An 18,238-nucleotide genomic window follows, 5' to 3' on the forward strand; every position below is an offset into this window, starting at 1 on the left:
TTTCGTTAGAGGCCGAGATAGATGCGGCGGACCTGGGGGTCCTCGCTCAGCTCCGCCGAGGTGCCACCGGCGGCGATCTCGCCGTTCTCCATGACGAGGCAGGTGGTGGTGACGTCGAAGGTGAGCTTGGCGTTCTGCTCGACGAGCAGGATGGCCAGGCCGCCCGCGTTGAGCTTCTTCAGCACGGCGGCGATGTCGCTGACCAGCTTCGGCGACAGCCCCATCGACGGCTCGTCCAGCAGCATCACCTTCGGGCGGCACATCATGGCCCGGCCGACGGCCAGCATCTGCTGCTGCCCGCCGGACAGCGCGCCGGCCAGCCGGCCGCGCATCTCGCCCAGCACCGGGAACAGCTCGAACACCTCGTCGATCGGGGTGCGCTTCCAGCTGCTGGTGTACGCGCCGAGCAGCAGGTTCTTCTCCACCGTGAGCCCGGGGAAGACGTGCCTGCCCTCGGGCACGTAGCCGATGCCGTGCCGGACCAGCGTGTGCGCGGGCGCGCGCAGCAGGTCGTGCTCGCCGAACCTGATCGCCTTCGCCTGCCGGGGCGCCAGCCCCATGATCGCCTTGAGGGTGGAGGACTTGCCGGCGCCGTTCGCGCCGATGATGCCCAGCGACTGGCCGGGCTCGACGGTGAACGACACGTCGTGCGCGGCGCGGACACCGCCGTAGTGCACCGACAGCCCCTCGACGGTCAGCGTCGTCCCCTGCGTGGTCATCGGGTCGCCTCCTCGACAGCGGCCTCGGCGGTCTCCTCGGTCGGTGCGGCCATCGAGTCGCCGAGGTAGGCGGCGACGACGTCCGGGTGCACCGCGACCTCGGCGGGCGGGCCGTCGGCGATCACCTTGCCGCTGGACAGCACGGTGACCTGGTCGCACAGCGACATGACCAGGCCCATGTTGTGCTCGATGATGATCACGGTGACGCCCGAGTCCCTGATGGAGCGGACGATGTCGGCGAGCTGGCGCACCTCTTCGCCGTTGAGCCCGGCGGCGGGCTCGTCGAGCAGCAGCAGCCCGGGGGACATGGCCATGGCGCGGGCCAGCTCGATGCGGCGCTGGATGCCGTAGGGCAGCGAGCGCGGCTCGGCGTCGGCGACCTCCACGAGCCCGAACCGCTCGATCAGCTCCCCGGCGCGCCTGCGCAGCGCCCGCTCGTAGCCCAGCACCTTCCACGGCAGGCTCGGGTAGCGCCAGATCCACCAGGTGCGGGTGCGGTCCAGGCCGAGCAGCAGGTTCTCGCGCACGCTGAGGTCCTCGAACAGGCGCAGGTTCTGGAACGTGCGCGCCACCCCGCGCTGCGCGAGCTGGTACGGCGCCATCCCCGTCACCTCGCGCCCGTGCAGCACCACCGCCCCCTGGCCGGGCGTGTAGAAGCCGCTGATCACGTTGAACAGGGTCGTCTTGCCCGACCCGTTCGGCCCGACGATGCCGCGGATCTGGCCCGCCGGCACGGTGAGCGACACCTCGTCGAGCGCCACCAGGCCCTTGAAGCGCATCGTCACGCCCCGGATCTCCAGCACGTCCTCCTCGCCGGCCGGAGGCACGGCGTCGTACGGCAGGAACGGGCCGAGCTGGGCCCGCGACCCGCCGGTCCGCCTGCGCAGCAGCGACCGGATCTGCCCGGGCAGGCCCGCCAGCCCCTTGGGCGCGAACACCACCACGAGCACCACCACGAGCCCGTAGCCGAGCTGCGCGTAACCCGAGGCGTCCAGCAGCGCCTCCCTGACCAGCGACAGCGCGACCGCGCCGACGACGCAGCCCAGGATGCTGGCCCGCCCGCCGATGATCACCATGGCGAGCAGCAGGAACATGTTGGCGATGTTGAAGGACTCGGGGGCGACGAACCGGATCAGCCCGGCGTACAGGATGCCGGCCAGGCCGCCGTACAGGCCGGACAGCACGAACGCGGTCATCCGCAGCAGCGGGATCTCCGCGCCCAGCGCCCCGGCCGCCAGGTCGTCGTCCCGCATCGCGCGCAGGCGGCGGCCCAGCGGCGAGCGGGTGACCAGCAGCGCGAACGCCAGCGCGATCGCGAAGACGATCAGCTCGACGTAGTAGAACAGGTATCCGCTGGACAGGTCGACGCCGAACATCGGCGGCACCGGGATGTCGCTGATGCCCTCGGCCCGCCCGGCGATGTGCGCGTTGGTCACCCAGTTCGTGAACGCCAGTGCCAGCCCGAGCGTGACGATGCCCAGGTAGTGCGACTGCATGCGCAGCGCCGGGATGCCGACCAGCACGCCGAACACCACGGCGGTCGCCAGCGCCAGCAGCGACGCCGTCCAGAAGCCGAGACCCGCCTCCGTGGTGAGGATGGCCACCGTGTACGCGCCGACGCCGAAGAAGGCGACCTGGGCCAGGTTGATCTGCCCGGCCACGCCCATGGTCAGGCCGAGCCCGATGGCCAGGATCGCGAAGATGATCGCGACGTCGGCGACGTGGATGGCGTACCCGCCCAGGCCATAGGGCAGCAGCCAGGCCGCGACCGCGGCGATGGCGATGAGCGCCACTCGTTTCATGCTCGGTTCACCGTGGCCTCTCCGAAGATGCCGGTGGGGCGGATCATCACGATCAGCGCGAAGACCAGGAACGTGACCAGCTCGGAGTACTCCTGGAAGTTGCCCGCGGCGAAGGAGTCGAGCAGGCCGAAGGCCAGGCCGCCGACGATCGCGCCGGGCATGCTGCCGAAGCCGCCGAGCATGGCCGCGGCGAAGCCCTTGATGCCCAGGGTGCCGCCCATGGTCGGGTTCACGTACAGCATGGGGCCGATGAGGCTGCCCGCCAGCGCGGCCAGGCCGGCGCCGATGGCGAAGGCCATGGCGTTGCTGCGGCCGACGTGGATGCCGACCGCGGTGGCGGCCTGGTGGTCCATGGCGGCCGCCTGCATGGCCGCGCCCCGCTTCGTCCGCTGCAGGAACAGCGCCAGCAGCCCGGTCGCGGCGGCGGCCACGGCGATCACCAGCAGGCTGTAGGTGGGGATGCGGATCCCGGCCACGTCGATCGGCCCCGTCGCGACCGGGGACGGCACGGCGTGCCCGGTCGCGCCCCAGACCAGGACCGCGCCCGCCTCCAGCACCGCGCCGAAGCCGATGGTGCCGATGAGCATCAGCGTGAAGTCCTTGTTCTCCAGCGGGCGCAGGAACCGCTCGATGACCAGGCCGATCAGCGCGGTGACCGCGATCGCGACCACGACGGCCACCGCGAACGGCAGCTTGCTGGCCATGTAGAAGGTGGAGGCGGCGTACGCGCCGATCATCACGACGCTGCCGTGGGCGAAGTTGACCAGGCCCATGGTGCGGTAGACGATCGAGAAGCCCATCGCCACCAGCGCGTAGACCGCTCCGAACGTGACCCCGCCGATCAGGGTCTGAAGGAAGACCTGCACGTCAGCTCGCGGCCTCGGGCACGACCTTGCCGTCCTTGACCAGGCCGATCTTGGTTTCGTGGATGCCGACGCCGTTGGCGTCGTAGTTGTAGGTGCCGAGCAGCCCGGCGCGCTTGACCCCGCGGATGGCGTCCGCGAGCTTCTGGCCGCCCTCGGCGTTGGTCTGCTTGAGCGCCTCGATGAGGATCGACGCCCCGTCGTAGGCCTTGGCGACGTGCATGCGGGCCTCCTCGTTGTAGGCGGCCTTGTACTTGGCGGCGAACTCCTTGATCTCCGGGGTGGCCTCGTTGCTCAGGTAGGGGGAGCTGACGATGGTGCCCTCGGCGTTGTCCAGGCCGGCGGTGGTGGCGTACACGTCGGTGCCGACGGGGGCGCCGCCGGCGAAGACGGCCTTGATGCCGAGCTCGCGCGCCTGCTTGGCGATCAGCCCCGACTGGACCTCCTCGGCGCCGATGAACAGCACCTCCGGGTCCTGCTCGCGGATCTTGGCGAGGTTGGAGTTGAAGTCCTTCTGGTCGGGGGTGACGATCTCGTCGGCGGACGGGGTGATGTTCCTGGTCTTGAGCGAGTTGAGGAACGCGTCGTGCTCGCCGGCCCCGTACGCGCCGTTGTTGCTGATCAGCGCGATCTTCTTCATGCCCTTGTCGTCGACGAGGTACTTGGCGAGCGTCTCGTCGAAGGTGACGCTGGTCGGTGCGTTCAGGAAGAGGAACGGGCTCTTCAGCTCGGCGAGCTTGGGCGACTGGCCGGAGGTGATGTTCGGGATCTTGGCGTCCTTCAGGATGGGCGCCATGGCGAGGGTGACCGCGCTCTCGGCGGTGCCGAGCATCGCGATGTAGCCCTCGGCGGAGATCTTCCTGGCCACGTTGGTGCCGACGGTCGGGTCGCCCTGGCTGTCGAAGAGGTCGAGCTGGATCTGCCGGCCGTTGACGCCGCCGGCCTTGTTGGCCTCCTCGATGGCGAGCTTGACGCCCTTGTGCTCCCACTGGCCGAGCGAGCTGAGCTGGCCGCTCTGCGCGTTGACGTTCGCGATCTTGATGGGGCCGGTGGCGGTGGCGCCGGACTCGGCCTGCTGACCGGGAGGGGCGCAGGCGGCGAGCGCTATCAGGGCGGCGGCCGCGATGGAGAATCTCGTGAAATGCACGGGTTCACCTCTAGGGGGGTGGGTGAGGTTAATTCACGGACTAGTACGTTCGTTATAAGCGACGGGGCAGGCTGAGGGAATCTCGAACGTGCAACGGTTTCCGCCCGGGATCAGTCGGTGAACAGTCCCTGGTAGATGTCCTTGATGTTCCAGTGACCGGGTGTCGGCACCGGCTCGTTGACCATCGGCACGTCGATCACGGCGGGGCGCCGGTTCGCGACCGCCTCGCGCAGTGCCGTGCCCAGCTCGGCGGGTGCGGCGACGGTGTGGCCGTCGGCGCCGCACGCCCGCGCGAGCGCGGCGAAGTCGGGGCTGTAGGGCCGCCCCGCAGGGTCGGTGAAGTCGCAGCCGTGGCTGCGGCCGAAGTGCGCCGACTGCAGGTCGGAGATCGTGCCGTGCGCGCGGTTGTTCATCACCACGAAGATCACCGCGGCGCCCTGCTCGACGGCGAGCGGCACCGCGGGCAGCTGCGCGCTCATCCCGCCGTCGCCGATCAGCGCCACCACGGTCCTGCCCGGCTGCGCGAGCTGCACGCCCACGGCGGCGGCCGGCCCGAACCCCATGGTGGAGGCCCCGCCCGGGGTGATGAAGCGGCCCCCGGCGGGCAGCTCGTAGCACTGGGCGACGCCGTTCTTGTTCCAGCCCACGTCCGTCACCAGGATCGTGTCCGGCGGCAGCACGTCCCGCAGGTCCTTCAGGATGCGCTCGGGGCGCAGCGGGAGGTCCTCGCTGCGGCCCCGCTCCCGGCTGGCCGCGAACAGCTCCGTCCGCGCCTCCAGGATCTGCTTGCGCAGCTCGGTCCTGTCGCGGGCGGCGTGGGCCGCGGCCGCCTCGGCGATCGCCTCGACCGCGAGCCGCACGTCGGCCACGGCGCCGATCTCCGCCGGGTAGTTGCGACCGATCTCGGCCGGGTCGATGTCGATCTGGATCAGCGTGCTGCCGGAGAAGTCCCAGGTGAAGCGGGGGTCCCAGGAGCTGGCGTCGGTCTCGGCGAACCGGGTGGCCAGCGCCAGCACCACGTCCGCCCCGCGGGCGTAGGCGTTGGTGAGCTCCAGCCCCCAGAAGCCCGGCATCCCGATGACCAGCGGGTGCGCGTCCGGGACCGTGCCCTTGGCCATCAGCGAGTGCGCGATCGGGATGTCGAGGTGCTCGGCCAGCCGGATCAGCGGCCCGGCGTGCTCGCGCAGGCCGCCGCCCACGTAGATCAGCGGGCGCTCGGCGCCGGCCAGCCGGGCGGCGATCAGCTCCGCGGTGGACCGCGGCAGCCCGGGCGGGGCCGCGGAGCCGGCCGGCGGGTACGGCGCCGCGGGCCGCGAGAAGACGTCCATCGGCACGTTGACCAGCACGGCGCCGGGGCGGCCCGAGGTGGCCGTCCAGAACGCGCGCTCGACGAAGCGGCCCAGGTCCTGGGCCCGGTGCACGTTCCAGGCCCGCTTGACGAACGGCCGGAACACGCTCGCCTGGTCGGCGTCGGCGTGCAGGTTGATCTCCTGGTGCGGGTGCCTGCCGTGGTAGTAGGAGGGGATGTCGCCGGAGATCACCACCAGCGGCACCGAGTCCAGCGCGGCCGTCATGACGCCGGTCGCGGCGTTGGTCAGGCCGGGGCCCACGTGCACGAGCAGCACGCCGGGCTTGCCGGAGGCGCGGGCGTAACCGTCGGCGGCGTGCGCGGCGGCCTGCTCGTGGCGGGCGATGACGAACCGGATCCGGCTGTCGGCCAGCGCGTCCAGGACGGCGATGTTGGTGTGGCCGCAGGTGCCGAAGACGTACTCGACGCCGAGCTGCTCCAGCTGCTCGACAAGGGCGTGGGCGGCTGTCCTGGTCACTCGTCTCCCCAGATGGTCAGGCCCTTGAGCATGAGGGTCTTGGTCACGGTGAAGTCCTCGATCATCCAGCGCGGCGACTCGCGGCCGATGCCGGAGTCCTTCACGCCGCCGAACGGCACGTGGTCGAGGCGGAAGTTGGACGAGCCGTTCACGATCAAGCCGCCGACCTCCAGCTCGCGCCAGGCGGTCACGACGCGGCGCACGTCGTGCGTGAACAGCCCGGCCTGCAGCCCGTACGAGCTGCGGTTGCACTCCTCCAGCACCTCGTCGAAGCCGTCGTAGGGCAGCACGGCCACCAGCGCGCCGAACACCTCCTCGCGCACCACCCTGGCCTCGGCGGGCGGCGCGACGACCACGGTCGGCGCCATCACCGCGCCCTGCCGCGTGCCGCCCGCCGTCACCCGGGCGCCCTGGGCGGCGGCCTCGGCCGTCCAGCGGACCACCCGCTCGGCCGCGTCGTCGTCCACCATGGAGCCCACGTCGGTCGCCGGATCCAGGGGGTCGCCCACGACCAGGCCCTTCACCTGCGCGGTCAGCTCCTCGGCGAACTCCTCGAACCGGCTGCGGTGCACGTAGACGCGCTGCACGGAGATGCAGCTCTGCCCCGAGTTGCTGTAACCGGTGCGGGCGCACACCAGCGCCGCCTGCGCGACGTCGGCGTCCTCGCAGACAATGGTGGCGGCGTTGCCGCCGAGCTCCAGCATGACCCGCTTCGGGCCGGCGGCGCGGGCGACGGCGTGACCGGCGGGGACGCCGCCGGTCACGCTGACGACGGCGATCTCCGGCGCCGCGCACAATGCCGCGCCCACCTCGCCGCCGCCGTGCAGGACCTGCACCGCCTCCACCGGCATCCCGGCCTCCAGCAGCAGCTCCACCAGCGCGGTGGAGACCGCGGGCGCCTGCGGCGGCGGCTTGACGATCGTGGTGTTGCCGGCCGCGAAGGAGGCGGCGAGCTTGTGGGCCAGGAGGTTCGCCGGGGCGTTGAACGGCGTGATCGCCAGCACCGGGCCGGCCGGGGCCCGCTGCGTGATCGCGGTGTTGCCGACCCCGCGGGCCCAGCCCGCGACCGGCAGCACCTCGCCGCCGATCATCCGCGCCTCGGCGGCGGCGACGGACAGGGTGTCGGCCACCCGTAACACCTCGCCGCGCCCGTCCTTGAGCGGTTTGCCCAGCTCCAGCGCCAGCAGCCGGGCCAGCCGCTCGCCCTGCGCGGTCACCGCCGCGGCGGCCCGCTCCAGGACACCGGCCCGGGTGGCGGGCGCCAGGCGGGCGATCCGCTTGGCGGACCGGCGGGCGTAGGCGAGCGCGGCCGTGACGTCCTCGTCCTGTGCGGTGCGGGCCCGGCTGACGGGCTCGCGCAGGTAGGGGCCGATGCGTTCGGCATGCGGGCCTCCGGGCAGCCACTCCCCGGCGACCAGGCATCCGGCTTCGTGGATGGTGTTCATGATGACTCCCACTGGATCCGCTCAGCGGTTCTGATAATCCGCAGTGTGGATTGCCCTCACGGTATGAGCCCGGCGAACGTTATGGCAATAGTGTCCGGCAATCCGCTTGGCGGAGCATATGGACCGCTAAGCGGACTGAGTGTTAGCGTGCGGCCATGCCTTCGAACATGGGGGAGGGCGGGGGCGTACGCAGCGTCCAGCGCGCGTTCGACATCCTCTCGCTGCTCTCCGAGGACCGGCGGACGCTGACGATCCGCGAGGTCGTCGACGAGACGGGCCTGGCCAAGACCACGGCGCTGCGCCTGCTGCAGACCCTGGAGCACATGGGGCTGCTGTGGGCCACGCCCAAGGGGTTCACGGCCGGGCCGGCGCTGTGGCGCTGGGCGCACCTGGCCCGCTCGGCGTGGGAGCTGCCGGCGGAGACCGTCCAGCTCATGCGCGAGCTGGGGGCACGGCACCGGGAGACCGTCAACCTCTACGTGCCGCGCGACGTGCGCCGCATCTGCATCGCCCAGCAGGAAAGCCCGCAACCGCTGCGCCACGTGGTGCGCGTCGGCGACGAGCTGCCCCTGTGGGCCGGCGCCTCCTCGAAGGTCCTGCTGATCCAGGCGCCGGAGCGGCTGCTCGTCAGGGTGGCCCGCTCCTCCCCGTACGGCGAGGCCCACGTGGCGACGCTGCGGGCCTGGATCGGCCGGGCGGCGCACGACGGCTACGCGGCCAGCCAGGGCGAACGCGAGCCCGGCCTGTCCGCCGTCGCCGTCCCGATCACCGGGCCGGTCACCTCCGCCGGCGCCGCCGGCGCCGCCGGCGCCGCCAGCACTGTCAGCACCGGCAGCACCGGCAGCACCGGCAGCGCCGTCGGCGGTGGCGGGCGGGCGGCCGTGGCGGCGCTGACGCTGAGCGGCCCCACCGTCCGCTTCACCGAGGACCGGGTCCGGGAGTTCGCCGCGGATCTGCGCGAGGCGGCCAAGCGGATGTCGGAGCGCGGGTTCGACCATCCTCTGACTTGACTCAATGGAGCGTGCATGCAGCAGTTGCCACTGGACGGCGTCAAGGTCGTGGACCTGACCAACGTGCTGGCCGGGCCGTACTGCAGTTATCAGCTGATGTTGTTCGGCGCGGAGGTGGTCAAGGTGGAGCTGCCCGGCACCGGGGACCTCGCCCGGCGGCTCGGCCCCGACCCCGAGCTCAACCGGGCCAGGATGGGCGCCTCCTTCCTGGCCCAGAACGCCGGCAAGAAGTCGGTCGAGCTCGACCTGAAGAGCCGGGAAGGGCGGGCCGCGTTCGAGTCGATGCTCGCCGGCGCCGACGTCCTGCTGGAGAACTTCAGGGCCGGCGTGCTCGCCAGGCTCGGCTACGGCTGGGACCACCTGCGCGAGCTCAATCCCCGGCTCGTCTACTGCGCCATCTCCGGCTTCGGGCAGAGCGGCCCGATGAGCGGCGCGCCCGCCTACGACCAGATCATCCAGGGCCTGTCCGGGATGATGAGCGTCACCGGCACGCCCGACACCGCCCCGCTGCGGGTGGGCTTCCCCATCTGCGACACCGTCGGCGGGCTGATGGCCGCCCTGGCGATCTCCGCCGCGCTGGCCGGACGGCACCGCACCGGCCACGGCTGCTTCCTGGACCTGTCCATGCTGGAGGCGTCGATCTCCGCCATGGGCTGGACCGTCTCCAACTACCTGGTCAGCGGGGTCGAGCCGGAGCCGATGGGGGACCAGAACGCCACCGCGGCGCCGTCCGGCACCTTCGAGACCGCCGACGGGCCGCTCAACATCGCCGCCAACCAGCAGGCCCAGTTCGAGACGCTGTGCCGGCTCGTGGGGCGGCCCGACCTGCCCGCCGACCCGCGCTTCGCCGAGCGCGAGTCGCGCAAGCACCACCGGGGGGAGCTCAACCAGGAGCTCAACCAGGCGCTGCGGGCCAAGACCGCGCTGGAGTGGGAGGAGATTCTCGCCGCGGAAGGGGTGCCCGCCGCCCGCATCCTCACCGTCCCGCAGGCGCTCGCCCTCGACCAGGTACGCCATCGCGGCTTCCTGACCGAGGTGCCGTTGGCGGGAGCGGGGGAGCGGCAGGTCGCCGTCACCGGGAACGGCGTCATGGTGGACGGCGTCGCGCTGCGCCCGCGCGGGCCCGCGCCGCTGCTCGGAGAGCACAACGCCGAGGTCGAGGCGGCGTCATGAGCGAGCGTGAGGCAGCGAGGGCCGTCGGCGGGCCTGATGCGGGTGGGACGGCCGCGGCCGACTGGTGGGCCACCGCGGTGTCGAGGATCGAGCCCGATGTCATCGAGCTGCGCGGGCAGCCGGTCCAGGACCTCATCGGGCGGATCGGGTTCGCCGAGATGATCTGGCTGATGCTCCGCGGCGAGCGCCCCGACCCGCGCCGGGCCGCGCTGCTGGAGGCGGCGCTGGTCTCCTCCGTCGATCACGGGCCGCACGCGCCGTCCATCGCCGTCGCCCGGATGGCCGCCACCTGCGGAGTGGGGCTCAACAACGCCGTGGCCACCGGGGTGAACCTGCTCGGGGACGTGCACGGGGGCGCGGGCGAGCAGTGCGTCCGGCTGCTGGAGGAGGTGGTGGCCGGCTCACGCGGCCCGGGCGGCGACACCGGCGGCGATCCGGGCAGCGGCGGGGACGCCGGCGGCGACCCGGGCGACGTCCGCACTGATCCGGTCGGCGGTGATGCCGGCAGTGGCCCGAGCGGGGACGCCGCTGCCGTGGTCGCGCGCTGGCGGGCGCGTGACCGTTACCTGCCCGGATTCGGGCACCGCTTCCACAGCCGCGACCCGCGCCGCGACCCGCTGCTCGGCCTGGTGGCGGAGGCGGCCGAGGACGGGGTGGTGGCGGGCGCGCACCTGCGGGCCGCGCTCGAGATCGAGCGGCTGATCGCCCCGGTGCCCATGAACATCGACGGGGCGACCGCCGTCGTCTACGCCGAGCTGGGCTTCCCCGCGCCGCTCGCGCGCGGGCTGTTCGTGCTCAGCCGGTCCGTCGGCATCCTGGCCCACGCCTGGGAGGAGAGCGGGCAGGGACGGCGCAACAAGGGCCCGATCCCGCCGTCCATCCTGCCGACCTGGATCTGAGAACGGCCCCGCCGGACGGCGGGGCCGTTCACTCAGAAGACGACGATCTTGCCGGTGTTCTGCGGGAAGATCGCGTCGTTGTAGAAGTACTCGCCCGGGGTGTCGAAGGTGTGCGTGAACGACTGGCCGGGCATCAGCAGGCCGGTGTCGAACTCGTACTCGAAGAACGAGACGGCGGCGTGCGCGCTGGCGTTGTCCTGCGGGTTGACGAACGTGACGCGGGTGCCCTTGGGCACCCGCAGGTGCTGCGGGGACATGGCGTTCTGCGCCACGGTGTTCTCCGTCGCGCCCGGCCGCTGGTTCGCCGCGTCCCAGACCCGGCCGAGCGTTACCGTGGTGCCGGTGACGGCCGCCGCCCTGATGTCGTTGCGCTGCTCCGGCGGCGCCGGCGCCGGGGCGGGCGCGACCTTGCCGCCGAGCTTGAACGCCCACGGGTGGTCGCCCCTGGGGATGTCCGGGTACGGCAGCCCGTTCCCGCCCGCCAGCACCGCGACGTACTGCTCGCCGTCGATCTCGTAGCTGATCGGGCTGGTGTGCACCCCGGCGCCGCACTGGAAGCTCCACCAGCACCGGGGCCATGACGTTGTCGAGGTCCCAGATGTCGTGGTGCACCGACTGGAAGTGCCATCTCCGCTCGCCCGTCTTGGCGTCGATGGCCACGATCGAGTTGGCGAACAGGTTGTCGCCGCCCCGGGTGGAGCCGTCCAGGCGCGGGTAGGAGCCGCCGAACGTCCAGTACACCAGGCCGAGGTCCGGGGCGACGGCCGGGTGGATCCACGGGACGGCGCCGCCGGTCTTCCAGGACTCGCCCTCCCAGGTGTCGTTGCCGAACTGGCCCTCGCCGGGGCACGACCAGAACGTCCAGGCGACCTCGCCGGTGCCGGCCTTCAGCGTGTACGCCCGGCCGCGGGCGCCGCCGGTGCTGCCCTGCATGCCGACGTAGACCAGGACGACGGACGCACCATAAGTCCCATCCGCGAGTGAAGGCAAGAGCTTGTCGCCGCGAAGATCCGCAGTTACGCTCAAGCCCCCGAGTGGACCAATTGATCCACCTAGTGGATCCACCTGCGAGGTGCCCATGCGCAGCAAACTCTCCGTCGCCGCCGTCACCGGAGCAGCGCTCCTGCTGCTCACCGCCACCGCACCCAGCTCCGCCGCCTCCCCGGAACCGGCCAGGAACCTCGGCGACCCCGACTACGGCGTCTGCCGGGGCACCGACCCCCGCTGCTACCACGACTGGGGCAACTTCGACCCCGCCGAGGGCTACAAGCTGCTCGTCTACAGCCGCACCGCCGGCCCCCGCCACGCCCACCTCGGCACCCCGCTCGGCCCCGGGCTCAACCCGCCGCTCAACGACAACAACGTCGCCGTCAAGGCCGTGCTCAAGCTCGGCCAGGAGAACGGCTTCGCGGTCGACTACACCGAGGACGTCACCCAGCTCTCCTCGGCGGGCCGGCTCCTGAACTACAACGCCGTCATGTTCCTCAGCACCACCCGCGACACCCTCGACGACGCCGCGCAGACCGCGCTGCGCCAGTACGTCCGCGCCGGCGGCGGCTTCATCGGGGTGCACAACGCCTTCGGCACCGAGTACAACTGGCCCTGGTACGAGGGCCTGCTCGGCAACGCCAACTTCTACGACCACGGCGCCAACCAGCCCGGCACCGTCGTCACCGTGAACCGCCGCGACGCCTCCACCCAGGGCCTGCCCAGGACCTGGGCGTTCTCCGACGAGTGGTACAACCTCATTCCCGCGCCCACTCGCGTCCGCGTGCTGGCCGAGGTGGACGAGAGCACCCTGCCGCAGGGCGTACGCGGCAACCTCGGGCACCCCGGGCACGGCGAGCACCATCCGGTGAGCTGGTGCCAGTACTACGACGGGGGCAAGGCGTGGCTGACCACCCTGGGCCACGACGTCAAGGCGTGGACCGACGAGCCGATGGAAGGCGACCAGTACTTCGTCCAGCACCTGCTCGGCGGCGTCAAGTCCGTGCTCGGCATGGCTCCCTTCTGCCGTTGAGCGGGTAGCTCCAGCCTGCCAGGCGCCGCATCACACGAAAAAGGCGGCGATATACGATATGCCTCGCAAATCACCCGAGGAGGATCGTGAACCTGGCCGAGCAGGGCAGTGCCTTCGCCGCCTTCTGGCAGGAGCGGCACGTGTGCACGCTCTCCACCGCGCGCCCCGGCGGGCCGCCGCACGTGGTGCCGGTGGGCGCGACGCTGGACCTGGAGACCGGCATCGCCCGGGTGATCACGTCCGGGACCTCGGCGAAGGCCAGGTTCATCGCCGCCTCCGGCGGCGCTCCCGTCGCGCTCTGCCAGGTGGACGGCCGCCGCTGGTCCACGCTGGAGGGGCGGGCCGTCGTACGCACCTCGCCTGAGGAGGTGGCCGAGGCCGAGCGCCGCTACACGGCCCGGTACAAGCCGCCCCGCGCCAACCCGGCCCGGGTGGTCATCGAGATCCAGGTGACCCGCGTCCTGGGCAACGTGTGATCACCGTCGCCGGCCTCGGCGCGGACGGCTGGGACGGACTGCCCGAGACGACGCGGCGCGCGCTGGAGGCCGCCGAGGTCGTCATGGGCGGCCCCCGGCAACTGGAGCTCCTGCCCGCGTCCGTGGTGGCGGAGCGCGTCCGCTGGCCCTCGCCGCTGCTCCCGGCGCTGCCCGGGCTCCTCGAACGGCACGCCGGCCGCGAGGTGTGCGTGCTGGCCAGCGGCGACCCCATGTTCTACGGCATCGGCTCCACGCTGGTCCGGCTCCTCGGCGCGCCCGGCGTGCGGGTTCTGCCGCACGTGTCGTCGCTGTCCCTCGCGTGCGCCCGCCTCGGCTGGCCGGTCGAGCAGACGGAGACGGTCAGCCTCGTCGGCCGCCCGCCCGAGACGCTCAACGCCGCAGCGCTCCCCGGCCGCCGGATCGTCGTGCTCGGGGCGGGCCACGACGCCCCGTCCCAGGTCGCCGCGCTGCTGACCGCCCGCGGGTACGGCCCCAGCCCCATCACCGTGCTGTCCGACCTGGGCGCGGCCACCGAGACGGCCCAGCACGGCACGGCCGGCACCTGGGCCGGGCCCGCCGCGTCCCCGCTCAACGTGATCGCCGTCGAATGCGTGGCCGCCCAGGACGCCGAGCCGCTGGCCCTCGTGCCGGGGCTGCCCGACAGCGCGTACGAGCACGACGGCCAGCTCACCAAGCGCGAGGTCCGCGCGGTCACCCTGTCGCGGCTCGCCCCGCGCCCCGGCGAACTGCTGTGGGACGTCGGCGCCGGCGCCGGCAGCATCGCCGTCGAATGGATGCGCAGCCACCCGTCGTGCGCCGCCGTGGCCGTCGAGAGCCGGACCGACCGCGCCGCGGCCATCCGCCGCAACGCCGCCCGCCTCGGCGCGCCGTCGCTGCGCGTCGTCGAGGGCAGGGCCCCGGCGGCCCTGGACGGCCTGCCCGCGCCGGACGCGGTGTTCGTCGGCGGCGGCGTCACCGCACCCGGCCTGCTCGAACGCTGCTGGTCACGGCTCCGCCCCGGCGGCAGGCTCGTCGTCAACGCCGTCACCCTCGAGTCCGAGGCCCTCATCGGCCAGTGGTACGGCAGGCTCGGCGGCGACCTCGTACGCCTGGCCGTGCAGCGGGCCTCGCCCGTGGGCGGATTCACCGGATGGCGGCCTGCGATGCCCGTAACCGTATGGTCTGTGACCAGGGAGGAAGACGCGTGACCGTGTACTTCATCGGCGCCGGCCCCGGCGCCGCCGACCTGATCACCCTCCGCGGGCTGCGCCGGCTGCAGACGGCGCCGGTGTGCCTGTACGCGGGATCGCTGGTGCCCCGCGAACTGCTCGACTCCTGCCCGCCCGGCACCAGGCTCGTCGACACCGCGAACCTCACCCTCGACGAGATCGTCGCCGAACTGCTCGCCGCCCACCGCGACGGGCTCGACGTCGCCCGCCTGCACTCCGGCGACCCTTCGGTGTTCAGCGCCGTGGCCGAGCAGATGCGGCGGCTGGACGGGCTCGGGGTGCCGTACGAGGTGGTGCCGGGCGTCCCCGCGTTCGCGGCGGCGGCGGCCGCGCTGGGGCGGGAGCTGACCGTGCCCGGCGTCGGGCAGACGATCATCCTGACCCGTACGGCCGCGCGGGCCACGCCGATGCCCGAGGGCGAGGACCTCACCACGCTGGGGGCGAGCGGGGCCACGATGGTGCTGCATCTGGCGGTGCAGCGGATCGACGAGGTGGTGGCCGAGCTGCTGCCGTCGTACGGGGGCGACTGTCCTGTGGCCGTGGTGGCCCGGGCGAGCAGGGCCGACGAGGTGATCCTGCGGGGGACGCTGGCGGACATCGGGGAGCAGGTGCGTGCGGCGGGCATCCGGCGGACGGCGGTGATCGTGGTCGGGCGCGTGCTGTCGGCCACGCAGTTTCCCGACAGCCATCTCTACAGCGTGGAGCGGGAGCGGACGTGCGGCGGGTCCTGATCCTGGGGGGCACGGCCGAGGCGCGGGCACTGGCGGCCGAGCTCGACGCGCGTCCCGGGCTGCGGGTCGTGTCGTCGCTGGCCGGACGGGTGAGCAACCCGCGCCTGCCGGTCGGGGAGGTGCGGGAAGGCGGGTTCGGCGGGGCCGGAGGGCTGGCCGCCTACCTGGCCGAGGAGCGCATCGACGCGCTGGTGGACGCCACCCATCCGTTCGCCCAGCGGATGACCGCGTCGGCCGCCACCGCCTCGTCGGACACCGGGGTGCCGCTCCTGGTCCTGCGGCGGCCGGGCTGGCAGGAGGGGCCGGGCGACACCTGGCACCGCGTCCCCTCCCTGCACGCCGCCGCCGACCTCCTCGCCACAGGCGCCTGGCGTACCACCGCGAGCACGGCCGCCTCCGTGCCGGGTGTCGCGGAGGCGCGCGTGTTCCTCACGACGGGCCGCAGGAGCCTGCCGGTCTTCGCGGGCCTGCCCGGGGCGTGGCTGCTGGCCAGGTCGGTGGATCCGCCGGAGCCGCCCGTGCCGCCCCACGTGCACGTCCTGCTCGCCCGAGGCCCGTACACACTCGAAGGAGAGCGCGCGCTCATCCGCGAGCACCACCTGAACGTGCTCGTCACCAAGGACAGCGGCGGGCAGCTGACCGCCGCCAAGCTGACCGCCGCCCGAGAGCTCGGCCTCCCGGTCATCATGGCCGACCGGCCGCCCCTCCCGCCCGGTGTCCGCCTGGTGGACACCGTGGCGGCGGCGACGGCCTGGGCGGCCGGTCAGGGATAGCGGCGGGGCGTGTAGACCAGGCCGCGACCGGTGACCCGGGTGGTCGAGGAGCCGATGATCAGCAGGCAGCGCATGTCCACCTGCCCGGGATCCAGGTCGCCCAGCGTCGTGACGGTCACGCTCTCCTGCTCGCCGCCCACGTCACGCCCGATCACGACGGGGGTGGCGGCGTCCCGGTGCTCCAGCAGCAGGTCACGGGCCGCCGCGAGCTGCCACGTGCGGCTGCGCGAGGCCGGGTTGTAGATCGCCAGCACCAGGTCGGCCCTCGCAGCGGCAGTGAGCCGTCCGGCCACCACCTCCCACGGCTTGAGCAGGTCGGACAGCGACACCACGCAGTAGTCGTGCCCCAGCGGCGCCCCCACCCGGCTGGCCACCGCCTGCGCGGCCGTCAGCCCCGGCACGATCCGCACCGGCACGTCCGGGAAGTCCGCCGCCGCCTCCAGCACCGCGCTGGCCATGGCGAACACACCGGGATCCCCCGACGACACCACCGCCACCCGGGCACCGTCGCGGGCCAGCTCCAGCGCGTGCCTGGCGCGTTCGGCCTCCACCCGGTTGTCGGTGCGGTGGCGGCGCTGGCGCGGGTTCGGGGCCACCCGGTCCACGTACGGGCCGTACCCGACGAGGTCGGTGGCGGCGGCCAGCGCCTCCTGCGCCTCGGGCGTCAGCCACGGCCGCCCCGCCGGGCCCAGCCCCACGACGGCCACCTCACCGGACTGCCTCGCCACGGGCGGCTCCGGCACGAACGTGCGCTCGGCCGGGCTGGCGAGCAGGGCCAGCGAGAAGTACGGCACGCCGCCGGCGTCCACGTCCTTCAGCGGCGCCACCCGCTCGGCGCCCATCGTGGCACGCTCGACGTACCAGGCGTCATCCAGCCGGCCGGCCTCGGCCAGCGCCTCGCGCACCTTCTCGAACGTCCTGCCCAGCTTGAGCACCGCCGCCGAGTCCGTCTCCCGCAGCCGCTCGGCCAGCACCTCCGCCGGCAACGTGCCGGGCAGCACCGTCAGCACCTCGTCCCGCTCCACCAGCGGCCGGCCGAGCACGGCCGACGCGGCGCTGACCGACGTCACGCCCGGCACCACCGCGGTCTCGTAGCGGTGGGCGAGCCGCTTGTGCAGGTGCATGTACGAGCCGTAGAACAGCGGATCGCCCTCGGCCAGCACCACCACGGTCCGCCCCGCGTCCAGGTGCGCGGCCAGCCGCTGCGCGCAGTCGGCGTAGAAGTCGTCGAGCGCGCCCTGGTAGCCGCCTGGATGGTCGGTGGTCTCCGTGGTCAATGGGTAGAGCAGCAGCTCCTCGATCTGCCCCTCCCTCATGTACGGCAGAGCGATCGAACGGGCGATGCTGCGGCCGTGCCTGGCGGCGTGGTACGCGATCACGTCCGCCTCACCGATCAGCCTGGCGGTCTTGACCGTGACCAGCTCCGGGTCACCGGGGCCGAGCCCGACCCCGTACAGGCGTCCCTTCACCATGATCACTCCGTCTCGTTCGCGACGGCGTTGACCGCCGCCGCCGTCATCGCACTGCCGCCGCGGCGACCGTGCACCACCAGGTGTTCCAGGCCACTGGCGGCCAGCGCCTGCTTGGACTCCGCCGCGCCGATGAACCCCACCGGGATGCCCAGCACCGCCGCCGGCCGTCCGGCGCCCTCCTCGACCAGCTCCAGCAGCCGGAACAGGGCGGTCGGCGCGTTCCCGATCGCCACCACCGCGCCGTCGAGGCGGTCGCGCCACAACTCCAGCGCGGCGGCGCTGCGCGTGGTGCCCAGCTTCTCCGCCAGCTCCGGTACGCGGGGGTCGGGGAGCGTGCACACCACTTCGTTGGCGGCGGGCAGCCTGCGCCTCGTCACGCCCGAGGCGACCATCATGGCGTCGCACAACACGGGCGCGCCCCGGCGCAGCGCCTCGCGCGCCCGCACCACGACGCCGGGGGACCAGGCCAGGTCGGTGACGAGGTCGGTCATGCCGCAGGCGTGGATCATCCGCACCGCCACCTGGGCGACCTCGGGCGGCAGGCCCGTGAGGTCGGTCTCGGCGCGGATGGTCGCGAACGAGCGCCGGTAGATCTCGGCGCCGTCGCGGAGGTAGTCGGTCACGGGTGCCCTTCTCGGTGGCTGGGTCGTCAT

General features: G+C 72.9%; 17 protein-coding genes and 1 pseudogene. 8 read left to right on the top strand and 10 right to left on the bottom strand.

Annotated elements, in window-relative coordinates; all coding sequences use genetic code 11:
• Window positions 1–5: 5 nt before the first annotated feature.
• The 6 genes from HD593_RS20605 to HD593_RS20630 form a co-directional block, all read right to left on the bottom strand.
• The gene (locus tag HD593_RS20605) at window positions 6–719 is read right to left on the bottom strand and encodes an ABC transporter ATP-binding protein (RefSeq protein ID WP_185103780.1); all 714 of its coding nucleotides are present in this window, start codon (window positions 717–719) and stop codon (window positions 6–8) included.
• Window positions 716–2,521 (bottom strand): branched-chain amino acid ABC transporter ATP-binding protein/permease, encoded by a 1,806-nt coding sequence (locus HD593_RS20610; RefSeq protein WP_185103781.1) that lies wholly within the window; start codon window positions 2,519–2,521, stop codon window positions 716–718. The genes HD593_RS20605 and HD593_RS20610 overlap by 4 nt, the downstream gene beginning before the upstream one ends.
• Window positions 2,518–3,387, bottom strand: a complete 870-nt coding sequence (locus HD593_RS20615) for a branched-chain amino acid ABC transporter permease (RefSeq protein ID WP_185103782.1) — start codon at window positions 3,385–3,387, stop codon at window positions 2,518–2,520. Before HD593_RS20615 ends, HD593_RS20610 begins: the two co-directional genes overlap by 4 nt.
• Window position 3,388: 1 nt before the next feature.
• Window positions 3,389–4,531 (bottom strand): ABC transporter substrate-binding protein, encoded by a 1,143-nt coding sequence (locus HD593_RS20620; RefSeq protein ID WP_185103783.1) that lies wholly within the window; start codon window positions 4,529–4,531, stop codon window positions 3,389–3,391.
• Window positions 4,532–4,641: 110 nt separating this feature from the next.
• Window positions 4,642–6,357 (bottom strand): thiamine pyrophosphate-binding protein, encoded by a 1,716-nt coding sequence (locus tag HD593_RS20625; RefSeq protein WP_185103784.1) that lies wholly within the window; start codon window positions 6,355–6,357, stop codon window positions 4,642–4,644.
• Complete coding sequence (locus tag HD593_RS20630; protein WP_185103785.1) at window positions 6,354–7,802, bottom strand: aldehyde dehydrogenase family protein; 1,449 nt, start codon at window positions 7,800–7,802, stop codon at window positions 6,354–6,356. Before HD593_RS20630 ends, HD593_RS20625 begins: the two co-directional genes overlap by 4 nt.
• Window positions 7,803–7,957: 155 nt before the next feature.
• Between HD593_RS20630 and HD593_RS20635 the strand changes: the two genes are divergently transcribed.
• Genes HD593_RS20635 through HD593_RS20645 form a run of 3 tightly spaced genes read left to right on the top strand, consistent with a single transcriptional unit; the run spans window position 7,958 to window position 10,884 of the window.
• Window positions 7,958–8,812, top strand: a complete 855-nt coding sequence (locus HD593_RS20635; RefSeq protein ID WP_185103786.1) for an IclR family transcriptional regulator — start codon at window positions 7,958–7,960, stop codon at window positions 8,810–8,812.
• A gap of 15 nt (window positions 8,813–8,827) precedes the next feature.
• Window positions 8,828–9,985, top strand: a complete 1,158-nt coding sequence (locus tag HD593_RS20640) for a CaiB/BaiF CoA transferase family protein (protein WP_185103787.1) — start codon at window positions 8,828–8,830, stop codon at window positions 9,983–9,985.
• A complete protein-coding gene (locus HD593_RS20645; RefSeq protein WP_185103788.1) occupies window positions 9,982–10,884 on the top strand; it encodes a citryl-CoA lyase in 903 nt (300 codons plus the stop codon). Before HD593_RS20640 ends, HD593_RS20645 begins: the two co-directional genes overlap by 4 nt.
• 32 nt (window positions 10,885–10,916) lie before the next feature.
• Here HD593_RS20645 and HD593_RS63485 read toward each other — a convergent pair whose 3' ends face one another.
• Window positions 10,917–11,423, bottom strand: a complete 507-nt coding sequence (locus HD593_RS63485; protein ID WP_221524856.1) for a cupredoxin domain-containing protein — start codon at window positions 11,421–11,423, stop codon at window positions 10,917–10,919.
• A gap of 64 nt (window positions 11,424–11,487) precedes the next feature.
• Window positions 11,488–11,964, bottom strand: a pseudogene (locus HD593_RS65560) (hypothetical protein); the annotation flags it as partial.
• Here HD593_RS65560 and HD593_RS20655 point away from each other — a divergent pair.
• From HD593_RS20655 to HD593_RS20675, 5 genes are all read left to right on the top strand, one after another.
• A complete protein-coding gene (locus tag HD593_RS20655; protein WP_185103789.1) occupies window positions 11,963–12,904 on the top strand; it encodes a ThuA domain-containing protein in 942 nt (313 codons plus the stop codon). The pseudogene HD593_RS65560 and the gene HD593_RS20655 overlap by 2 nt on opposite strands.
• A gap of 86 nt (window positions 12,905–12,990) precedes the next feature.
• Window positions 12,991–13,380 carry a pyridoxamine 5'-phosphate oxidase family protein gene (locus HD593_RS20660; protein ID WP_185103790.1) on the top strand — a complete coding sequence of 130 codons (390 nt, stop codon included), beginning with the start codon at window positions 12,991–12,993 and terminating at the stop codon, window positions 13,378–13,380.
• Window positions 13,377–14,588, top strand: a complete 1,212-nt coding sequence (gene cbiE, locus HD593_RS20665; protein WP_185103791.1) for a precorrin-6y C5,15-methyltransferase (decarboxylating) subunit CbiE — start codon at window positions 13,377–13,379, stop codon at window positions 14,586–14,588. The genes HD593_RS20660 and cbiE overlap by 4 nt, the downstream gene beginning before the upstream one ends.
• The gene (gene cobM, locus HD593_RS20670) at window positions 14,585–15,340 is read left to right on the top strand and encodes a precorrin-4 C(11)-methyltransferase (RefSeq protein ID WP_185103792.1); all 756 of its coding nucleotides are present in this window, start codon (window positions 14,585–14,587) and stop codon (window positions 15,338–15,340) included. The genes cbiE and cobM overlap by 4 nt, the downstream gene beginning before the upstream one ends.
• Window positions 15,325–16,113, top strand: coding sequence for a cobalt-precorrin-6A reductase (locus tag HD593_RS20675; RefSeq protein ID WP_185103793.1), 789 nt, complete (start codon window positions 15,325–15,327; stop codon window positions 16,111–16,113). Before cobM ends, HD593_RS20675 begins: the two co-directional genes overlap by 16 nt.
• Here HD593_RS20675 and cobJ read toward each other — a convergent pair.
• Both cobJ and HD593_RS20685 read right to left on the bottom strand, forming a co-directional pair.
• Entirely contained in the window at window positions 16,104–17,585 is a 1,482-nt protein-coding gene (cobJ, locus tag HD593_RS20680; RefSeq protein ID WP_185103794.1) for a precorrin-3B C(17)-methyltransferase, read from the bottom strand. The two genes, HD593_RS20675 and cobJ, sit on opposite strands and share 10 nt — an antisense overlap.
• 2 nt (window positions 17,586–17,587) lie before the next feature.
• Window positions 17,588–18,238 (bottom strand): precorrin-8X methylmutase, encoded by a 651-nt coding sequence (locus HD593_RS20685; RefSeq protein ID WP_221524858.1) that lies wholly within the window; start codon window positions 18,236–18,238, stop codon window positions 17,588–17,590.

The organism is Nonomuraea rubra (genome assembly GCF_014207985.1).
Lineage (GTDB): Bacteria > Actinomycetota > Actinomycetes > Streptosporangiales > Streptosporangiaceae > Nonomuraea > Nonomuraea rubra.